This is a genomic window from Vibrio sp. YYF0003 (assembly GCF_036350715.1).
GTDB classification, from domain to species: Bacteria; Pseudomonadota; Gammaproteobacteria; order Enterobacterales; family Vibrionaceae; genus Vibrio; species Vibrio natriegens.
In genome coordinates, this window is sequence record NZ_JAZDWA010000001.1 from 1,112,557 (window position 1) to 1,128,179 (window position 15,623).

15 protein-coding genes are annotated in these 15,623 nt (G+C 44.8%); 8 read left to right on the forward strand and 7 right to left on the reverse strand.

What is annotated here, in order from left to right:
- The first annotated feature begins 24 nt into the window (after positions 1-24).
- Genes V1U08_RS04880 through fhuB form a run of 3 tightly spaced genes read left to right on the forward strand, consistent with a single transcriptional unit; the run spans position 25 to position 3,694 of the window.
- Positions 25-810 (forward strand): ABC transporter ATP-binding protein, encoded by a 786-nt coding sequence (locus V1U08_RS04880; RefSeq protein ID WP_014234893.1) that lies wholly within the window; start codon positions 25-27, stop codon positions 808-810.
- Complete coding sequence (locus V1U08_RS04885) at positions 801-1,730, forward strand: iron-siderophore ABC transporter substrate-binding protein (protein ID WP_081280175.1); 930 nt, start codon at positions 801-803, stop codon at positions 1,728-1,730. Before V1U08_RS04880 ends, V1U08_RS04885 begins: the two co-directional genes overlap by 10 nt.
- The gene (fhuB, locus tag V1U08_RS04890; protein ID WP_330470076.1) at positions 1,727-3,694 is read left to right on the forward strand and encodes a Fe(3+)-hydroxamate ABC transporter permease FhuB; all 1,968 of its coding nucleotides are present in this window, start codon (positions 1,727-1,729) and stop codon (positions 3,692-3,694) included. Before V1U08_RS04885 ends, fhuB begins: the two co-directional genes overlap by 4 nt.
- Positions 3,695-3,765: 71 nt before the next feature.
- Here fhuB and V1U08_RS04895 read toward each other — a convergent pair whose 3' ends face one another.
- The 7 genes from V1U08_RS04895 to V1U08_RS04925 all read right to left on the reverse strand — a co-directional run bounded on the left by V1U08_RS04895 (position 3,766) and on the right by V1U08_RS04925 (position 10,648).
- Entirely contained in the window at positions 3,766-4,611 is an 846-nt protein-coding gene (locus tag V1U08_RS04895) for a mechanosensitive ion channel family protein (RefSeq protein WP_239946683.1), read from the reverse strand.
- Between the two features lie 174 nt (positions 4,612-4,785).
- Complete coding sequence (locus tag V1U08_RS04900; RefSeq protein WP_330470077.1) at positions 4,786-6,126, reverse strand: HlyD family type I secretion periplasmic adaptor subunit; 1,341 nt, start codon at positions 6,124-6,126, stop codon at positions 4,786-4,788.
- Entirely contained in the window at positions 6,098-7,819 is a 1,722-nt protein-coding gene (locus V1U08_RS04905) for a type I secretion system permease/ATPase (RefSeq protein WP_330470078.1), read from the reverse strand. The genes V1U08_RS04900 and V1U08_RS04905 overlap by 29 nt, the downstream gene beginning before the upstream one ends.
- Positions 7,820-7,895: 76 nt before the next feature.
- A complete protein-coding gene (locus tag V1U08_RS04910) occupies positions 7,896-8,468 on the reverse strand; it encodes a calcium-binding protein (RefSeq protein WP_014234899.1) in 573 nt (190 codons plus the stop codon).
- 237 nt (positions 8,469-8,705) lie between these two features.
- Entirely contained in the window at positions 8,706-9,362 is a 657-nt protein-coding gene (locus V1U08_RS04915; protein WP_041170441.1) for a LuxR C-terminal-related transcriptional regulator, read from the reverse strand.
- Between the two features lie 233 nt (positions 9,363-9,595).
- The gene (locus V1U08_RS04920; RefSeq protein WP_330470079.1) at positions 9,596-10,264 is read right to left on the reverse strand and encodes a LuxR C-terminal-related transcriptional regulator; all 669 of its coding nucleotides are present in this window, start codon (positions 10,262-10,264) and stop codon (positions 9,596-9,598) included.
- 183 nt (positions 10,265-10,447) lie between these two features.
- Positions 10,448-10,648, reverse strand: a complete 201-nt coding sequence (locus V1U08_RS04925; protein WP_014234902.1) for a chromosome segregation ATPase — start codon at positions 10,646-10,648, stop codon at positions 10,448-10,450.
- A 246-nt stretch (positions 10,649-10,894) separates the two neighbouring features.
- Between V1U08_RS04925 and V1U08_RS04930 the strand changes: the two genes are divergently transcribed.
- From V1U08_RS04930 to V1U08_RS04950, 5 genes are all read left to right on the forward strand, one after another.
- Complete coding sequence (locus tag V1U08_RS04930; protein WP_330470080.1) at positions 10,895-11,851, forward strand: AAA family ATPase; 957 nt, start codon at positions 10,895-10,897, stop codon at positions 11,849-11,851.
- Positions 11,852-11,866: 15 nt separating this feature from the next.
- Entirely contained in the window at positions 11,867-12,793 is a 927-nt protein-coding gene (locus V1U08_RS04935) for a DUF58 domain-containing protein (RefSeq protein WP_330470081.1), read from the forward strand.
- Between the two features lie 28 nt (positions 12,794-12,821).
- Positions 12,822-13,298 (forward strand): DUF4381 domain-containing protein, encoded by a 477-nt coding sequence (locus V1U08_RS04940; RefSeq protein WP_243978769.1) that lies wholly within the window; start codon positions 12,822-12,824, stop codon positions 13,296-13,298.
- The gene (locus V1U08_RS04945; RefSeq protein WP_330470082.1) at positions 13,291-14,295 is read left to right on the forward strand and encodes a vWA domain-containing protein; all 1,005 of its coding nucleotides are present in this window, start codon (positions 13,291-13,293) and stop codon (positions 14,293-14,295) included. Before V1U08_RS04940 ends, V1U08_RS04945 begins: the two co-directional genes overlap by 8 nt.
- The coding region (locus V1U08_RS04950; RefSeq protein WP_330470083.1) for a vWA domain-containing protein at positions 14,288-15,623 on the forward strand (1,336 nt) is incomplete at its 3' end. The genes V1U08_RS04945 and V1U08_RS04950, both read left to right, overlap by 8 nt.

Genomic DNA, 15,623 nt, shown 5'->3' on the forward strand with positions numbered 1-15,623 from the left:
GGAGTATCATCTTGAGACCTATCCATGTTTCAACTATCTAATATTCAGATCGTTCGAGGTGGACGTCAAATCCTCGGTATCGATCAACTCAATATCCCAACCAATGAACTCACCGTGGTGCTAGGGCATAACGGCTCAGGGAAATCGACCCTGGTTAACTTACTTTCCGGGCAAATGTCACCAGACAAAGGCTCTGTCGAGCTGAACGGTCAAAACCTCTCATCTCTCAAAACCAAAGAACTGGCAAAACAAATCGCCTACTTGCCGCAAAAACTTCCGGCTTCGGCAGGGTTAACGGTAGAAGAATTGGTTCGTTTGGGGCGTTTCCCATGGCGCGGGGCGCTCGGTCGCTGGAACGCGGAAGATAAACAGATCATCTCTCAAGCGATGCAGCGTACAGGGGTCACGCCGTTCGCTCAGGCTCTGGCAGATGATTTATCCGGTGGTGAGCGTCAACGCGCTTGGGTATCCATGTTGCTTGCTCAACAATCTCCAATTCTGATTCTCGATGAACCGACTTCTGCGCTAGATGTGCACCATCAGTTTCAGTTGATGGCATTACTGTCAGAGTTAAATAAGACGGAGAATGTCGGAATCATTGTTATTTTGCATGACTTGAACCTGGCGCTTCGCTACGCCACTCACATCGTTGCTCTCAAGAAAGGGCAAATCGCTTTTGAAGGTAAAGCAGACATGCTTCTCGACGAAGCACGTTTGTCGGAACTCTATGAGTCACCAATCACACTGATCGATCATCCGACTCCGGCAGACACCCTTGCCAGCCGTAAGGTAGCCGTTGTATGCGCTTAGTCAGACGTTTACTTCAGCGCCTTGCTGCCATTGCCATTATTGTCGGGGGAATGCTTTCTCAAGCTCATGCTGCCATTACCATTAGTGACGATTATGGCAGTCACTCTTTTGCGCAAACACCGCAACGGGTGGTCGCATTAAACTGGGATATACTCGAGCAGGTTCTTGCGTTAGACGTAGAGCCGATAGCTGCACCGAACTTATCGGGCTATCGTCAGTGGGTAGTCAATCCCTATGCGCCAGAAACCATTGAAGATATTGGCACTCGCGCTGAACCGAATTTAGAAAAAATCGCCAGCTTGAACCCTGATGTTATTTTGGCTGCGTCACCACAGCAGGATCTCATTCCATTATTGTCTCAAATAGCGCCTGTGATTTATCTACCAAACTTTTCAGAAAACGAAGCGGCCGCTGAAACGGCAATCCGTCATTTTCGTACGTTGGGAAAACTGTTGGATAAGCAAGATCTTGTCGAAGAAAAACTAACCGCTTTAGATCAATCGTTTGAACAAATGCGTTTACGCATCCACCAGCATTATCCCGATCCGCTTGAAGTACTCGTCATGCGCTTTTCCACTCCGAATACGGTGTTTCTGTCTACGGAAAACTCAACCACAGATTACGTGGTTAAACACCTGGGGTTAAACAACCCGATACATGAGTCACCTAAAGCTTGGGGGGTGAAACAAGATCGCATTAATCGTCTGCAGAATCTTGAAGACAGCTACATCTTATATGTGCAGCCGTTTCCACAAGAAGACAAGTTAAAGGACTCCCCTCTTTGGCAAGCCATGCCTTTTGTGAAAAAGCACAGAGTTAATTCAGTCAGAGCCGTTTGGGCATATGGTGGGGCAATGTCTTTACAATACATGGCTGAAGCCATCACTGATAGTTTAATTGAGTTGGCACCAGAACAATGAGAATAAAACATTACATCGGTTACTTAGCACTGATTCTGTTGCTCAGTATTTTTAGCCTGCAATTAGACACAAGCTTGTCATTAGGCGCGCAGTGGGGGCTACTGATTCAAGCAGATCTCGCCAGTGAGTTTCGTGACGTTTTCTTTCTTCAGTCTCAACTGCCGAGGCTATGTATCACCCTACTCGTCGGTGCAATGCTTGGACTAACCGGCAGTTTGATGCAACAGCTAACGCAGAACCACTTAACCTCTCCTCTGACTCTGGGAACCTCCTCTGGTGCCTGGCTTGCATTGGTCGTGGTGAATATCTGGTTTGTAGATTGGGTGGCAGATTACTCCGCTTTAGCCGCAATGACAGGTGCACTTATCGCGTTTGGATTGATCATTTCTATCGCGGGTATTCGAAATATGACCGGCTTACCTCTCGTGGTATCAGGCATGGTCATTAACATACTGCTTGGGTCCGTCGCGACCGCGATTATCATCCTAAATGCTCAGTTCGCGCAGAATATCTTCATGTGGGGTGCAGGGGATCTCTCTCAATACAGTTGGGAATGGTTTGAGTGGTTGCTACCACGTTCTGCAATCGCACTCATTATTGTTCTGATTGCACCGCGAATATTAACACTCTTAAAACTCGGCCAGGATGGTGCTGCCGCACGAGGGCTAGCCGTACTCCCAGCATTTGGCGCTTTAATGGTCATGGGAATCTGGCTCGTATCAGTGTCCATTACCGCTGTCGGCATCATCAGCTTTATTGGTTTACTGACCCCGAATATTGCTCGTGCGATGGGCGCAAGAACGCCTCGTGACGAACTGATAAGTAGCCTGTTATTGGGTGCAACGCTGTTACTTGTTACCGATTCACTCGCCATCTCATTAAGCTTATGGCTGGAAGAAACAATTCCGAGTGGCGTTGCAGCTGCCGCAATCGGAGCACCTGCTTTAATTTGGTTTACTCGTAAAAAGCTCACCGCAACGGATCAACTCAACCTTTCGATGAGTCAGGGCAAAGCGCAGCTATCAAAAGTCACGGTCGCGAGCTTAATCATCATGAGCTTTGCTGGAATGCTGGTCTACTCACTGATTACTCATGGAGCGAATGGTATTCAAGTTGCACTACCAGGAGAGTTTCAATGGCAACTGCGCTGGCCTCGCATGATTACTGCGCTTGCTGTCGGCATCGCGCTCTCGGTTGCGGGAATCATTTTACAGCGTATTGTCTATAACCCGTTGGCCAGCCCAGATATACTCGGTGTTTCTTCTGGTGCGACATTTGCGATCATAATCACTGGCGTGATGTCCGGATCATTGCTTGCGTCATTCAACTGGGGCGTGGCTTTTTTAGGCAGTTTGACGGTCTTGCTGTTGTTGCTTCTAATTGGTAAAAGAAGCCAGTTTAACCCTTCGAACTTCGTATTGTCGGGTATTGCGCTTTCTGCTCTGCTAGAAGCCTTAGTTCAATTTGCTTTGGCTCAAGGCTCTGGTGAAAGCTATAAGATCCTGCTGTGGTTAACAGGTTCGATTTATCGTGTTACCTCCCAGACGGCGGTCATGTTGACCATCGCGGTAATGATCCTTTTCGCCGGTGTATTCGCAATTTCACGCTGGTTAACACTCATTTCTATTGGCCGCGCCTTTTCTAATGCTAGAGGACTTAACCCTTCAGTTGCCAATACGATAATGCTGATCATTGTGGCCCTACTTTGCGCATTTTCAACGGCTACAGTCGGCCCCGTTTCTTTTGTTGGTCTGGTCGCTCCTCACATGGCGATGATGCTGGGCGCCAGAAAGGTAAAAGAGCAATTGCTGGTCGGAAGTTTAATTGGTGCGACACTAATGCTTTGGGCTGATTGGCTGGGCCAGATAGCCATCTATCCTAGCCAAGTCGCCGCCGGCACTTTAGTCGCGATAATAGGCAGTACTTACTTCTTATTCTTAATGCTTAAAAGTAAGTTCAACTAAATAAACAAAACCCGCTATCAAAGTAGCGGGTTTTGTTTTCTTAACCTTGCGTAAAACAGATCTTACAAAAGTTATTTAATCTCTGCCGGGAAGCGTTGTTCATAAAGGTCCATAAAGTCCTGACGAATCAAATGTTCCAAGTGATTCGCTTTATCCGTTGGACAAAAAATCATGACGTGAACAATCTGCTCACCAGTCGCATTGCTAGAAATATGAATATGCGGCTCTGCACCCGGCAGGTCGACACCAGCGTGTTTTTCAATCATCGCGTTATAACGATGTGCAACGTCGCTGAAGTAACTGCAATGTTCGTCAATTTTCTCTGTTAATGGCGTTAAAAGTGGATATAAGTTAACAAAGTCCCTCACAACAACCGAGAAATTATGATAAACGTACCGCTTCATAAAATTCAGGTTCTTTACCGGATAAGTAAAAAACATACTGTTTGGCAAAGTCGCCGTTTTCCCGGTGTAATGATACTGACCATGATGAAGGTCGATCTCTTGGATCACGGTTGCCATCATATTGTGGTCAATCACTTCACCACATAATTTACCGACTTCTATCCAATCCCCCACGCGAAAGGAGCGTGAGCTGGCACGCTGAATAGACCCCGTAAAACAAAGAATGATCTCCTTTGAAGCCACGACTATCGCCACCGCAATCGCAGTCACACTCAATGCAAACTCACTGATTTCAGACTGCCAAAGAACGAACAGAATCAACAGCGTGATGGTAAAGGTGCCATTTTTCGTTCTCGACATCCAACTGCGCTGCTTCTCAGAAAGGAGCGTGTGATCACCACGAATCATAGAGAGAATGGTCCGACGCGTTAACCACGCGGCAATAAGAATTAATGTGGTAAACAGCATTTTATGGGCCAGTAGAAAACTGACGACCAACTGCACTTTTTCCATTCTCAACTTCCTGCTATTGAACTACTGATAAATATTTCTCGGAGCAGGCAACAATAGCAAAAAAATCTACAACTTGTCCGACTCAGCCTCTCTAAATGATACAAAAACAGCAAGGATTCGGAACAGAATGGCCGAATACTAACCAGTTTGAAGTCAAAACGCCTTTTGCGGTACTTAATCTTCTCGAAATGCTCTATTCATACTATCTGTGATAGGTTTAACGAGATAACTCAGCGGTGTGCGTGGCTCAGAGAGAATAAGAACTTCTGCATTCATCCCCGAGGTTAAGTGGTATTTTGCGACGTCATCTTGAGAAACAGCAATTCTGGCCAGATAGAAATCTTCACGATCTTGCTGTGTGAGCTTGTCGGCAGAGATGGTCAGAACCGTTCCGTCCAGAGGTGCTAAGTTTCTCGCATTTAATGCGGTTACTCTGATACGAGCTTGCTGACCTGGGTTCACTAAATCGATATCCTGCGGGTTCACTCTCGCTTCTACCAGTAATTGGTCGTTTTGAGGTACCAGTTCTAGCAGCGTTTCTCCCGAACCGATAACCCCTCTTTCGGTAAATACCTGCATATTGACCACACGACCTGAAATTGGTGCATTGATAGACGTTCTGGTTACCACGTCCTGAGCAGAACGGTACTCTTCTCGAATGCTGACAATTTCTTTCTGGGTGTCTCTTAACTCTTCAACGACTTCATTCAGCCGTTCCAATTTTAACTCTTCAACCTGAGATTGGTTTTCTTCTAGCCGTTTATTCACCGTAAGAGACTGTCGATCCAATTGACTAAGTGTACTTCTCACTTCGGCCGCGAGGCGCTTTAGTTGAAGCAAGGTTGACTTGCCGGAGAAGCCTTTCTGTACCAAGGCTTGATTACTCGCAATCTCTTCCTCAATAAAGTTTAATCTTTCTCTTTCAATCACTTTAGTTTGCTGAAGGTTTTGCAGTTCTAAATTTGCACCGGAAATACTTTGTTCAATGATCCCTAGCTGACTTTGAAAGTAACGCTGTCTGGCTTCAAATATTTTACTTTGCACCAGCTGTGCTTCTCGCACGATTTCAACACGAGGTAGATTGTTAAGATCGTCAGACCATACAATTGAAGGCAGTTCATCCAACTCTGCGCTCAGACGATTCTCTTTAGCGAGAGTGTGAATAAACTGTCCGCTCAATGAGTCTAATCTCGCCATTGCCTGATGTTTGGACAGTTGAATCAATGGCTGACCCTTTTGAACCAAATCGCCTTCCTGAACAAACAGCTTTTCGATGATCCCGCCCTCTAAATGTTGGATGGCTTGTCGATTACTCAGCACCGAAAAATCCCCATAGGCGATGGCTGCACTTTCCAGTTTCGCTGTTGCTGCCCAAAAACCGACACCGCCCAAAAAAACGCAATTGGCAATAACCGCCAGCAGAATAGGTTTTTTGAAACTCAGTTGGAGCTCGGGAGAAAAGCGATAAACACTGTCGGTGGATGGTTTATTGACTGTTGGCAGTTGATTGCTCATTTGTCACCCTCGGTATATCCGTTTTGTCTTTACCCATTAAGCGTTTCAGTACTTCATCCCGAGCGCCGTATAACTTCACTCTCCCATCCGACAAATAAAGTAGCCGATCCATCTGCCTTAGCGTACTCGCATTATGAGCGATCACGATAATGCTCGTTCCTTGCTGTTTTAAATGTGCTATCAGGCGTTGAAATGCGGCCTCGCCTTCTCCATCTAGGTTCGCATTAGCTTCATCAAATACGACAATAGAAGGCTCACCATATATGGCCCGTGCAAGCGCTATTCTTTGACGTTCACCTCCGGATAAACCACGGCCACGTTCTCCGATAACAAAGTCATAGCCTTTGTTCTTTTTGAGGATCAACTCATGACATCCGGCGAGTTGTGCAGCGCGAATCACTTTGGCTGGGTCTTCATCTTTAAAACGTGCGATATTCTCCCTGATGGTCCCGGGGAATAACTCAACTTCTTGCGCCAGGTATCCGAAATGAGCACCGCGGTCTTCCGCCGCCCAAGTAGATACCTCCATACCATCTAACGTTACCTTGCCTGCAGAAGGTTTGATGTTTCCGAGCATCAACCGCGCTAAAGTCGACTTACCCGTTCCGGAAGGACCAATCAAGCCAACCGAAACACCTGCGGGAATAGACAATGAAATCGCCGAAAGTACTGGTTCCGTTGCGCCAAAGTGCCGGTAAGTTAGCCCGATGAGTTCATAGTTACCTTGTGGTTTAGGCAATGGCATATCAGACTCATCGAGCTTGATGACAGCGTCGATATCCTTTAAACGTTGATAGGAGTTTCTGGCAGACATCGCGCCCCGCCACGTGCCAATCGCTTGTTCCATCGGCGCTAAAGCTCGGCTCATCAGAATAGAGCTGGCGATCATTGCTCCGGCGGTAATTTCATGTTGAATAACCAGCCATGCTCCACCACCAAGTAGCGAAACCTGTAATGTGCTACGCACGAATTTGGACAAGTTACTTATATAAATGGTTTTTCCTGCCACGTTCTCTTCTAGAGAGTTGACCTGAGTCATTCGTGATTGCCATTTTTCTAAAAACGCATTCATCATGCCCATCGCAAGGATCGAGTTAGAGTTTTGTGTTGCCAGTTCGGCATCATTGATTTGGGAGAGCGCTTTCACTTCACTTTCTTGAATTACTTTTCTGGCTAAGACTTCATTGAGAATACCCAACCCCAAAAGCACAATCGACCCGACTAATGCGATGTGACCCAACAAAGGGTGTAACAGATAAACAAATAAGATAAAGAGTGGCGTCCAAGGGGCATCCAACAGAGGATAAGGCGCTTGACTGCTTAAAAAGCCTTTAATGTTTTGAATATCTCTGAGTACTTGAGAAGTAAAACTGGTGCCAGTATGAGACTGATATTGGATACTGCGCTTAAGCATAAACACAGACAGTTTGGTATCCATCCAGTAACCAAAAGATTTGCTTACTTGTGCTCGGGCAATATCAACAATAGACATCGTAAAAAGTGCAGCAACCACAATGACGGTGAGCAAAACGAGTGTATCTATTGAGTATGATGAGAGGACGCGGTTATACACTTGCAGCATGTACAAGGGTATAGAAAGAATGAGTAAGTTGATGAAGAGGCTAAACCCAACCAACAAGCCTATAAGCGCGAATAGCTTTTGTCGCACCTCTTTGAAAACCGTTTTCTGCACGATAACTTCCGTTTAATCAAAAACGCAGGCACTAGACGACATCGCCTAGCACCTGGCTTGACTGCCTATTTAGTGTTTAGATAATAAATAAATCTGCACCATAAGTAGTGATGTCTGTTTCAGTAACACCAATAAGCTTAACGGTTAAATCAGCACCATCGGTAAAGACAGCATTACCTGCCGCATCGTAACTAAAGGTCAAATCAGCGAAATCGGTCACTGTAGAGCTATTAATACGAATCATATCTTCACCGATAGTAAAGTCGGCAATTTTTGCCTCGCCGTGACCATCAAACTTATCGGTAAATAGAAATAAGTCACTGCCTTCACCACCAACCATGAAGTTGTCACCAGAGCCAGCAACTAATACGTCATTACCGGTACTACCATTTAGCGTGTTATTGCCCTGCAGCCCGAGGAGGATATCATCCCCAAAGCCACCGCCGAGATAGTCATCACCGGTACCCGCTTTAAGAACATCATTACCAGCGCCGCCGATTAGGCGATCATTACCAGCACCACCGATTATGAAGTCGCTACCGCCACCGCCAACAATAAAGTCATCGCCACCGTATCCAATGAACAGATCATAAGTGCCATCAAAATCGGAGAGCTCATCTGCCCCTGGTGTACCATTATAAATAGTCATTTTTCTCACTCCCTTTGCTTTGGCTAAACAATTGAGCACATCAATTAATTATCTCTATTGTTTTCGGCCTGATTAGATTATTTCCAGACACCGAAAGTCTAGTAGGCATGCATGTGTTTAAGAGTTTGAATAAGGAGTGATATTAAAATCTAATACTAATTTAATAAAATATCAGACGCAGTCACCTAATCAGTATGAGAAAAAACTAATATTGAATCAGATTACAATTCAATATTACTATAGATTCCTTTTAGCCCAGCTTGTCGCTTGAGTTCTATTCTTTACATCTAACTTTCTAAAAATATTATATAAATGAGATTTAATGGTATGTTCGCTGATAAATAATGAATCAGCGATTTCCATGTTTGAGCCACCGTCTTTTAACATTGTCAAAACTTGTATCTCGCGTCTGGTGAGTTCGACCTCTATCGCTGGTTCTACAATAGGTATCAATTCTTTTTCTTTGTAGTATCTCACCATTTGCTCTAGCAGCCTACGAGGTAACCAGTTATCTCCATTCATAATGGCAATAAGGCCATCGCACACCTTCTCCATCGAATCTCTGGGTCCAAATATACCTTTTACCGCAGGCCAAGCCGCTAATTCTTCGATATTGAGCTCATGTCCTTGGTTGATCATTATTGTACCTAGCACTTTATTACTACTCTTTAAGTAATCTAAAGTTTCGGAGTTCATATCCACCGAAAAATCCACCAATAAAAAATACCGAGTTGGAATGCATTCATGATAACTTGGGTTTCTAGAGTCTAAGATCGTTATTTTTGTTTCGGTGTTTTTAGAAAGCATTTCCTTAAAGTTTTCACTTTGTAAGCTTTGCTGCGTGATCATTAGGACTTCTGGCTTTTCCATATGCTGTTCCATAATGTTTCTCATACTTTCATTGACTTAATGTTTATGAATTAGTAGTTACTCACTAGCGATATAATTCACCCCTAAGTATTAAGAATGATAGATTACGGCTATTTTTCTTTTTTTAAAATTATAAAATAAATAAAAATATAAACAAAAAAAGTGTTTCTCATAAAAGAAACACTTTTCTCATTATTTAAATCACGCCCAATAAATATAAGTCATCACTAAATTAGGACGTTGATGTTTTTATCTATTTAGACAGACATCGAATACTCGGTAATATTTTCTTTGGCCCAGATAAGCGCCTGAACTCTATTTTTCACTTCAATCTTCTTAAAGATGTTGTGTAAATGAGTCTTCACTGTATTTTCGCTCACAAACAATTGTTCCGCGATTTCTTGATTCGACGCTCCCATTGCAAGAAAAGTGATTATTTGCATCTCTCTTCTCGTTAAAATGCTTGGGGCATGCTTGTATACTGGCTTGCTGTTCTGACGAAGGTGAGTAATGTACTGCTGGGAAAACTTGCGGCTAAACCACATGTCACCTTGCAAGATCTTATCTATACCGACTTGCAGAGTTTGGACGTCATCTGAAGTATAAAAAATGCCGACTAAACTATTCCAGATGAAGAGATCTTCTGTAGAGATGGCTCTGTCACAGTTAATCAGGATTTCCTGGACACTCTTAAGTTGTGACTCTTTGAAGTCTCGATATAGCGATAACGTTTCTTCTGTCAGAATACTAAAGTCTAAAATAATGGCTGAAATGGGCAGACCTTTAAGAGATCGGCTGGTAAGGTTTTCTGGAATTATCAAAATAACGCTTATACCGAGTTCCGTTTCCAACACATCCTTCAACAGCGATGATTGTAGACTTCTCTCAGTAATTAAAATGATATCCCCTTTAGTGTGATACTCCATTCCCTAAACATTCCTCTAGCCGTATAGATTGAACTACACAATAGATTTGGTTAGAGCGTCAACAATGTCAAGTATGAAAATGACTAATACGAGCCACCTAACATATTGATATAGAATGATTTTAGTTGCAAATTGACGGGTAAGAATGAAAAAGGGAGTAAACACTCCCTTTTCCTAGAGAATTTAGTGAATTGGTACTGCATTCTTTTGGTTAAACTTGCCGAAATACTGCTCTAGAATTTCAGGAGTCAGTTTGCCTTCCGCTTCCAGCTTTTTAAGCTCAGCTGCAATCGCCTTCTGCTCTTCCAGCGAAGGTAGCTTCACTTCTTCTTCCTGAGAGACCTCTTGAGACATTTGCTCTAGCTCTTGTTCGAAATCATTCATAGTACTTACCTAAATATATTCATTGAACTATTAACTGTCTTTATTCTATCTAAGTCTACGGCTTCACGCTACCAAGCATCTCATTACCGCCATTCCTCTGCACGGCTAACCCAGCTTAAAGCTTGTAATACTTGTCAATGACCCAATATTGAAAAGATAAGTTTCAAGGTCTTACTGGGAACTTTTTCTACAAAGTAAATGACCAATACTGATAATCAACTCAAATGGATATCGAGAGTCCACAACATGCATAAATCTAACTTCGAAACGCTTCAACGATACCTCGAGTCTCAAATCATTGGCCAACAGGACTTGGTTAAACAGCTGTTGATTGCCCTGCTCGCTGACGGGCACATTTTGGTTGAAGGGCCTCCAGGGCTAGCAAAAACCCGAGCAGTCAAATCATTGTCCGACTGCGTAGAAGGTGATTTCCACCGTATCCAGTTCACCCCAGATTTGTTGCCTGCCGATTTAACCGGCACTGATATCTTCCGACCAGAGACTGGAGAATTTACGTTTCAGTCTGGTCCTATCTTCAACTCACTCATTCTGGCCGACGAGATTAACCGTGCGCCCGCAAAAGTTCAGGCCGCCATGCTTGAAGCCATGGCCGAGAAACAAGTAACCGCCGGGCGCCACACCTATGCTTTGCCTGAACTATTCTTAGTCATGGCAACGCAGAACCCGATCGAACAAGAAGGGACCTACCCACTTCCGGAAGCCCAGTTAGACCGATTCTTATTGCATCTGGAAGTGAATTATCCGGATGCCGAACACGAACTGGCAATATTGCGTATCAACCGTGGGGAAGCAAAAGGCGAAGCCGCAATCGCACGTCCAAGTATCAGCCAACAAGATATCTTCACCGCGCGTAAAGAGGTGCTCGATATTCATATGGCAGAAACCATAGAGCAATACATCGTGCGTCTGGTGATGGCAACACGTCAAGCCAGCGAGTATGACAGCGAACTGGATAAGTGGTTAGCGATGGGTGTCAGCCCCCGAGCGACGATTGCGTTAGACCGATGTGCTCGTGCTCATGCTTGGTTAAAAGGACGAGACTTTGTTTCTCCCGAAGACGTACAAACGATGGCATACCCAGTGCTGCGTCACCGTTTGCTACTGAGCTACCACGCACAAGCTGAAGGCATAAGTGCCAATCAGGTCATTGATAAGCTACTTAACCTTGTTGGCAGCGCATAAAGTTGGGTGAGTAATATGTCAGCAAAAGAGCCATTGCCACCCCATGCGGATGGAGTGACATTAACCTTAGAAGAACTGCTGCATCATCGGACCCAATCGATCCGATGGTTACCACCAGCGCAAAGTATTTGGTCACAGATGAGCGGTAGCCATACCAGTCGGCAGAAAGGTCGTGGTATGGACTTTATGGAAGTACGCCAATATCAGGCCGGAGACGACATTCGCAGTATTGATTGGCGTGTCACCGCACGCACTGGCAAAGCGCACACTAAATTGTTCGCCGAAGACAAAGAGCAAGCAGTGATTTTATACATCGACTTGAGCTCAAGCCTTTACTTTGGCTCAAAGTATGTACTGAAGTCCGTTCAACTGGCCCATTTTGCCAGTGTATTAATCTGGCTAACGCTGGCGAAGAAAGACCGCATTGGGGCTGTCATTGATGACGGGCATCAATGCCTGGAGTTTCGTCCGTCTTCCCTACAAAAACAGGGCTTGCGGATCCTTCATGCCATTCTAAACATACATAATGAACAGCTGTCGCTCTTAGAAGAAAATGGAAGCCGTTCGATGCCTTATTCACAAGTATTCGAAACACTCCACACACTCACACCTAAAGGCAGTGAGCTAATTTTGCTGAGTGATTTCTCACAAACGGGTGAAAAAGAACTGACTCAATTGCGTCGGCTGAAACAACACAACTCTGTTCGAGCCATTCAGTTTTTTGACCCATTAGAAAAGGGAGAGACGGACTTCCGAGGACAAGTAAAAGCGTCTGATGGTCGTCGTAGTCAGTGGTTCAACTTTGGTTCCAAAGGAGAAAGAAGTGAGCTCGAATCGCACTTTACCGCTCATCAGGAATCCATCAAACAACTGTGCCATTCGATGGCGATTCCATTTAACAGCCTCTCTAGTGGCTCTCCATTAATCCAGCAACTAAGCTAGCAGCCTTCTTCTAATAGCAGTAATAACAATGACAACAAATAACCAAAGCTTAAACCTAGAACCTTTAATTTTACCTAATGCGCCGGATTGGTTGCCACTCGCTTGGGGGTGGTGGGCACTGATGACAGGTATTGTGTTAACGATGTTGGGCGTATATCTCTATTTCAAATGGCGTACTAAACGTCTTCTCGCTAAACGAACAGCACTGAAGCTTCTGACAAACTCAGTCACGCCTCATACCCCTTCTTCTGCTTTAGAGATCTTACGTCAGGCAGCGTTGAGTTACTTTCCTCGCGAAGATATTGCACCGCTCACTGGCGCTGCTTGGTATGAATTTCTGGATAACCATACCGAAGAGAGTCGATTCTTAGATAAACAACAACAGTGGCAGGCCGCCTTATATCAGAAATCCCCTCAGGGAGAGCACCAGGATTTAATTGAAGACTGTGTTTTCTGGGTCAGCCACGCTTTGCCACCGAAGAAAAAGGCCAACACCCGTGACTGAGCAAACCTTAGCAACCGGCCTTAGCCAATGGTTGAATATTGAATTTGTCTGGTGGTGGGCACTGATTTTACTGCCCCTACCTTTGCTTGTTTACAAGCTGTTACCACGAGAAAGCCAGCAAGCTGAGATTAAACTGGCTTATTTACCAGACAATACACACAGCAACAAGCCGAAACAAAAGCTGCAAAAAACCTTGTCCATTGCTATATGGACGTTACTAATCATTGCCTGTGCACGACCAGTTTGGTTTGGCGATCCAATAGAGTTTCAACCGAAATATCGAGACTTAATGTTGGTCGTTGACCTTTCAGGTTCAATGCAAAAAGAAGACATGAATTTGGACGGTGAATTTACCGACCGGCTTACCGCTGTAAAAAAAGTCTTATCTGATTTCGTCGCGAAGCGTAAAGGCGATCGCTTGGGTGTTGTATTGTTCGGCGATCATGCCTATTTACAAACACCCCTTACCGCAGATCGACAAGCAGTCATACAACAAATCAACCAAACCGTTATTGGATTAGTTGGGAAAAGCACCGCAATGGGTGACGGCATTGGTTTAGGGACCAAAACATTTGTCGATAGTAACGCACCTCAGCGCGTGATGGTTTTGCTCAGTGACGGCGGAAATACCGCAGGCGTATTAGACCCTATTGAGGCGGCGGAAATCGCCAAGAAATACAACGCGACGATTTATACCGTGGGCGTGGGTGCGGGTGAAATGATGGTCAAAGAGTTTTTTATGACTCGAAAAGTCGATACCGCAGCCGATCTCGATGAAAAAACCCTGACCCAAATTGCCGAAGTCACGGGTGGTCAATACTTCCGCGCAAGAGATACAGAACAGCTAGAAAACATCTACGAAACCATTAACCAATTAGAACCTGTCTCCAGCGACACACAAACGTGGCGTCCTCAATCCGAATGGTTCCGCTACCCACTGAGCGCAGCATTGGGACTATCTGTGTTGTTATTCTTGCTAAGGAGAAAACATGGCTGAGTTTATTTTCCTCCACCCACTTTGGCTGACTGGACTGATCGCGATCCCCATCGCACTCACGCTAAATAAAAAATTGACGGACAAAAGAACAACGCTTATTGCTCCTCATTTAGCGAAAGTGTTGGGAAACGCTGTGCAATCAAAGCACACCTTTACCGTTTGGGGAGTCACCTGGGCCTTAGCTTGTATTGCACTGGCAGGCCCAAGCTGGCAATCGAATGAACGCCCAAGCTTTAAATTGAGTCAAAACCGCATTTTGGTTCTCGATATGTCGCGATCCATGTATGCAACGGATGTCAAACCAGACCGATTAGCGCAAACTCGCTATAAAGCTCTAGACTTGCTGCCTAACTGGAAAGAAGGTGCAACAGGGCTTGTCGCCTACGCTGGTGATGCGTACAGCTTGAGCCCGCTCACAACCGACTCAAACACGTTAGCTGGCATTATCGAGAACTTATCCCCTGACTTGATGCCTTTTCAAGGGGCTAACCTACCATCTGCAATTCAGTTGGCGTTAAATCAGTTTTCGCAAGCAGGAACCAATCAAGGTGACATTATTGTATTAGCCGACGATCTTGACGATGCTGAACTAACCAACTCACTTGACCTGCTAAAAGGTAAAAAATTCCGTGTATCTGTCCTTGCAATAGGCACAGCAAATGGTGCACCAATTGCGCTGCCAAATGGCTCCCTGCTCAAGAATAGCCAAGGGACAACGGTAGTCGCGAAAACAAATTTAAAAAACCTGCAGACGCTCGCCAATAAAACTGGCGGACTATTTATTCCGATTCAATATAACAACCGGGATGTCGAAACTATTGCAGATTTTACCAATCAAATGGGCAATAGCTTTGCCGCGAAACAAAACGAAGAAGTGCAAACTGGATCGAGAATGAATAATGGTTTTTGGTTATTACCGTTGCTGTTACTTCCTGCTGCTTTGCTTTTCCGTCGCGGTGTCATTTGGCTATTTATCGCCGGACTTACGCCATTGACCTGGACTGCTAAGGTTGAAGCAAACCCATTCTTAAATGAAAACCAGCAAGGTGCCGAGCTCTATCAAAAAGGCGAATTTGAGAAGGCCAAAAGCGTGTTTACCGATCCAAATTGGAAAGGTGCAGCGAGTTACCAAAGCGGAGATTATGAAATGGCAATCAAAGCGTTTTCTGACAATCCATCATTTGAAGGGCGTTATAACCTCGCGAATGCTCTGGCGCAAAATGGTCAGCTCGAAGAAGCTGCGGACCTATACAAAGAATTGATCAAAGAAAAACCCGATTTCGACTCAGCGAAGAAAAACCTCTCGGTAGTAGAGGAGAAATTGAAGC

Bases quoted from the DNA above. Each gene is read 5' to 3' on its own strand.
- V1U08_RS04880 (WP_014234893.1), top strand. From the start codon at position 25: ATGTTTCAACTATCTAATATTCAGATCGTTCGAGGTGGACGTCAAATC.
- V1U08_RS04885 (WP_081280175.1), top strand. From the start codon at position 801: ATGCGCTTAGTCAGACGTTTACTTCAGCGCCTTGCTGCCATTGCCATT.
- fhuB (WP_330470076.1), top strand. From the start codon at position 1,727: ATGAGAATAAAACATTACATCGGTTACTTAGCACTGATTCTGTTGCTC.
- V1U08_RS04895 (WP_239946683.1), bottom strand. From the start codon at position 4,611: ATGGAAAAAGTGCAGTTGGTCGTCAGTTTTCTACTGGCCCATAAAATG.
- V1U08_RS04900 (WP_330470077.1), bottom strand. From the start codon at position 6,126: ATGAGCAATCAACTGCCAACAGTCAATAAACCATCCACCGACAGTGTT.
- V1U08_RS04910 (WP_014234899.1), bottom strand. From the start codon at position 8,468: ATGACTATTTATAATGGTACACCAGGGGCAGATGAGCTCTCCGATTTT.
- V1U08_RS04915 (WP_041170441.1), bottom strand. From the start codon at position 9,362: ATGAGAAACATTATGGAACAGCATATGGAAAAGCCAGAAGTCCTAATG.
- V1U08_RS04920 (WP_330470079.1), bottom strand. From the start codon at position 10,264: ATGGAGTATCACACTAAAGGGGATATCATTTTAATTACTGAGAGAAGT.
- V1U08_RS04925 (WP_014234902.1), bottom strand. From the start codon at position 10,648: ATGAATGATTTCGAACAAGAGCTAGAGCAAATGTCTCAAGAGGTCTCT.
- V1U08_RS04930 (WP_330470080.1), top strand. From the start codon at position 10,895: ATGCATAAATCTAACTTCGAAACGCTTCAACGATACCTCGAGTCTCAA.
- V1U08_RS04935 (WP_330470081.1), top strand. From the start codon at position 11,867: ATGTCAGCAAAAGAGCCATTGCCACCCCATGCGGATGGAGTGACATTA.
- V1U08_RS04940 (WP_243978769.1), top strand. From the start codon at position 12,822: ATGACAACAAATAACCAAAGCTTAAACCTAGAACCTTTAATTTTACCT.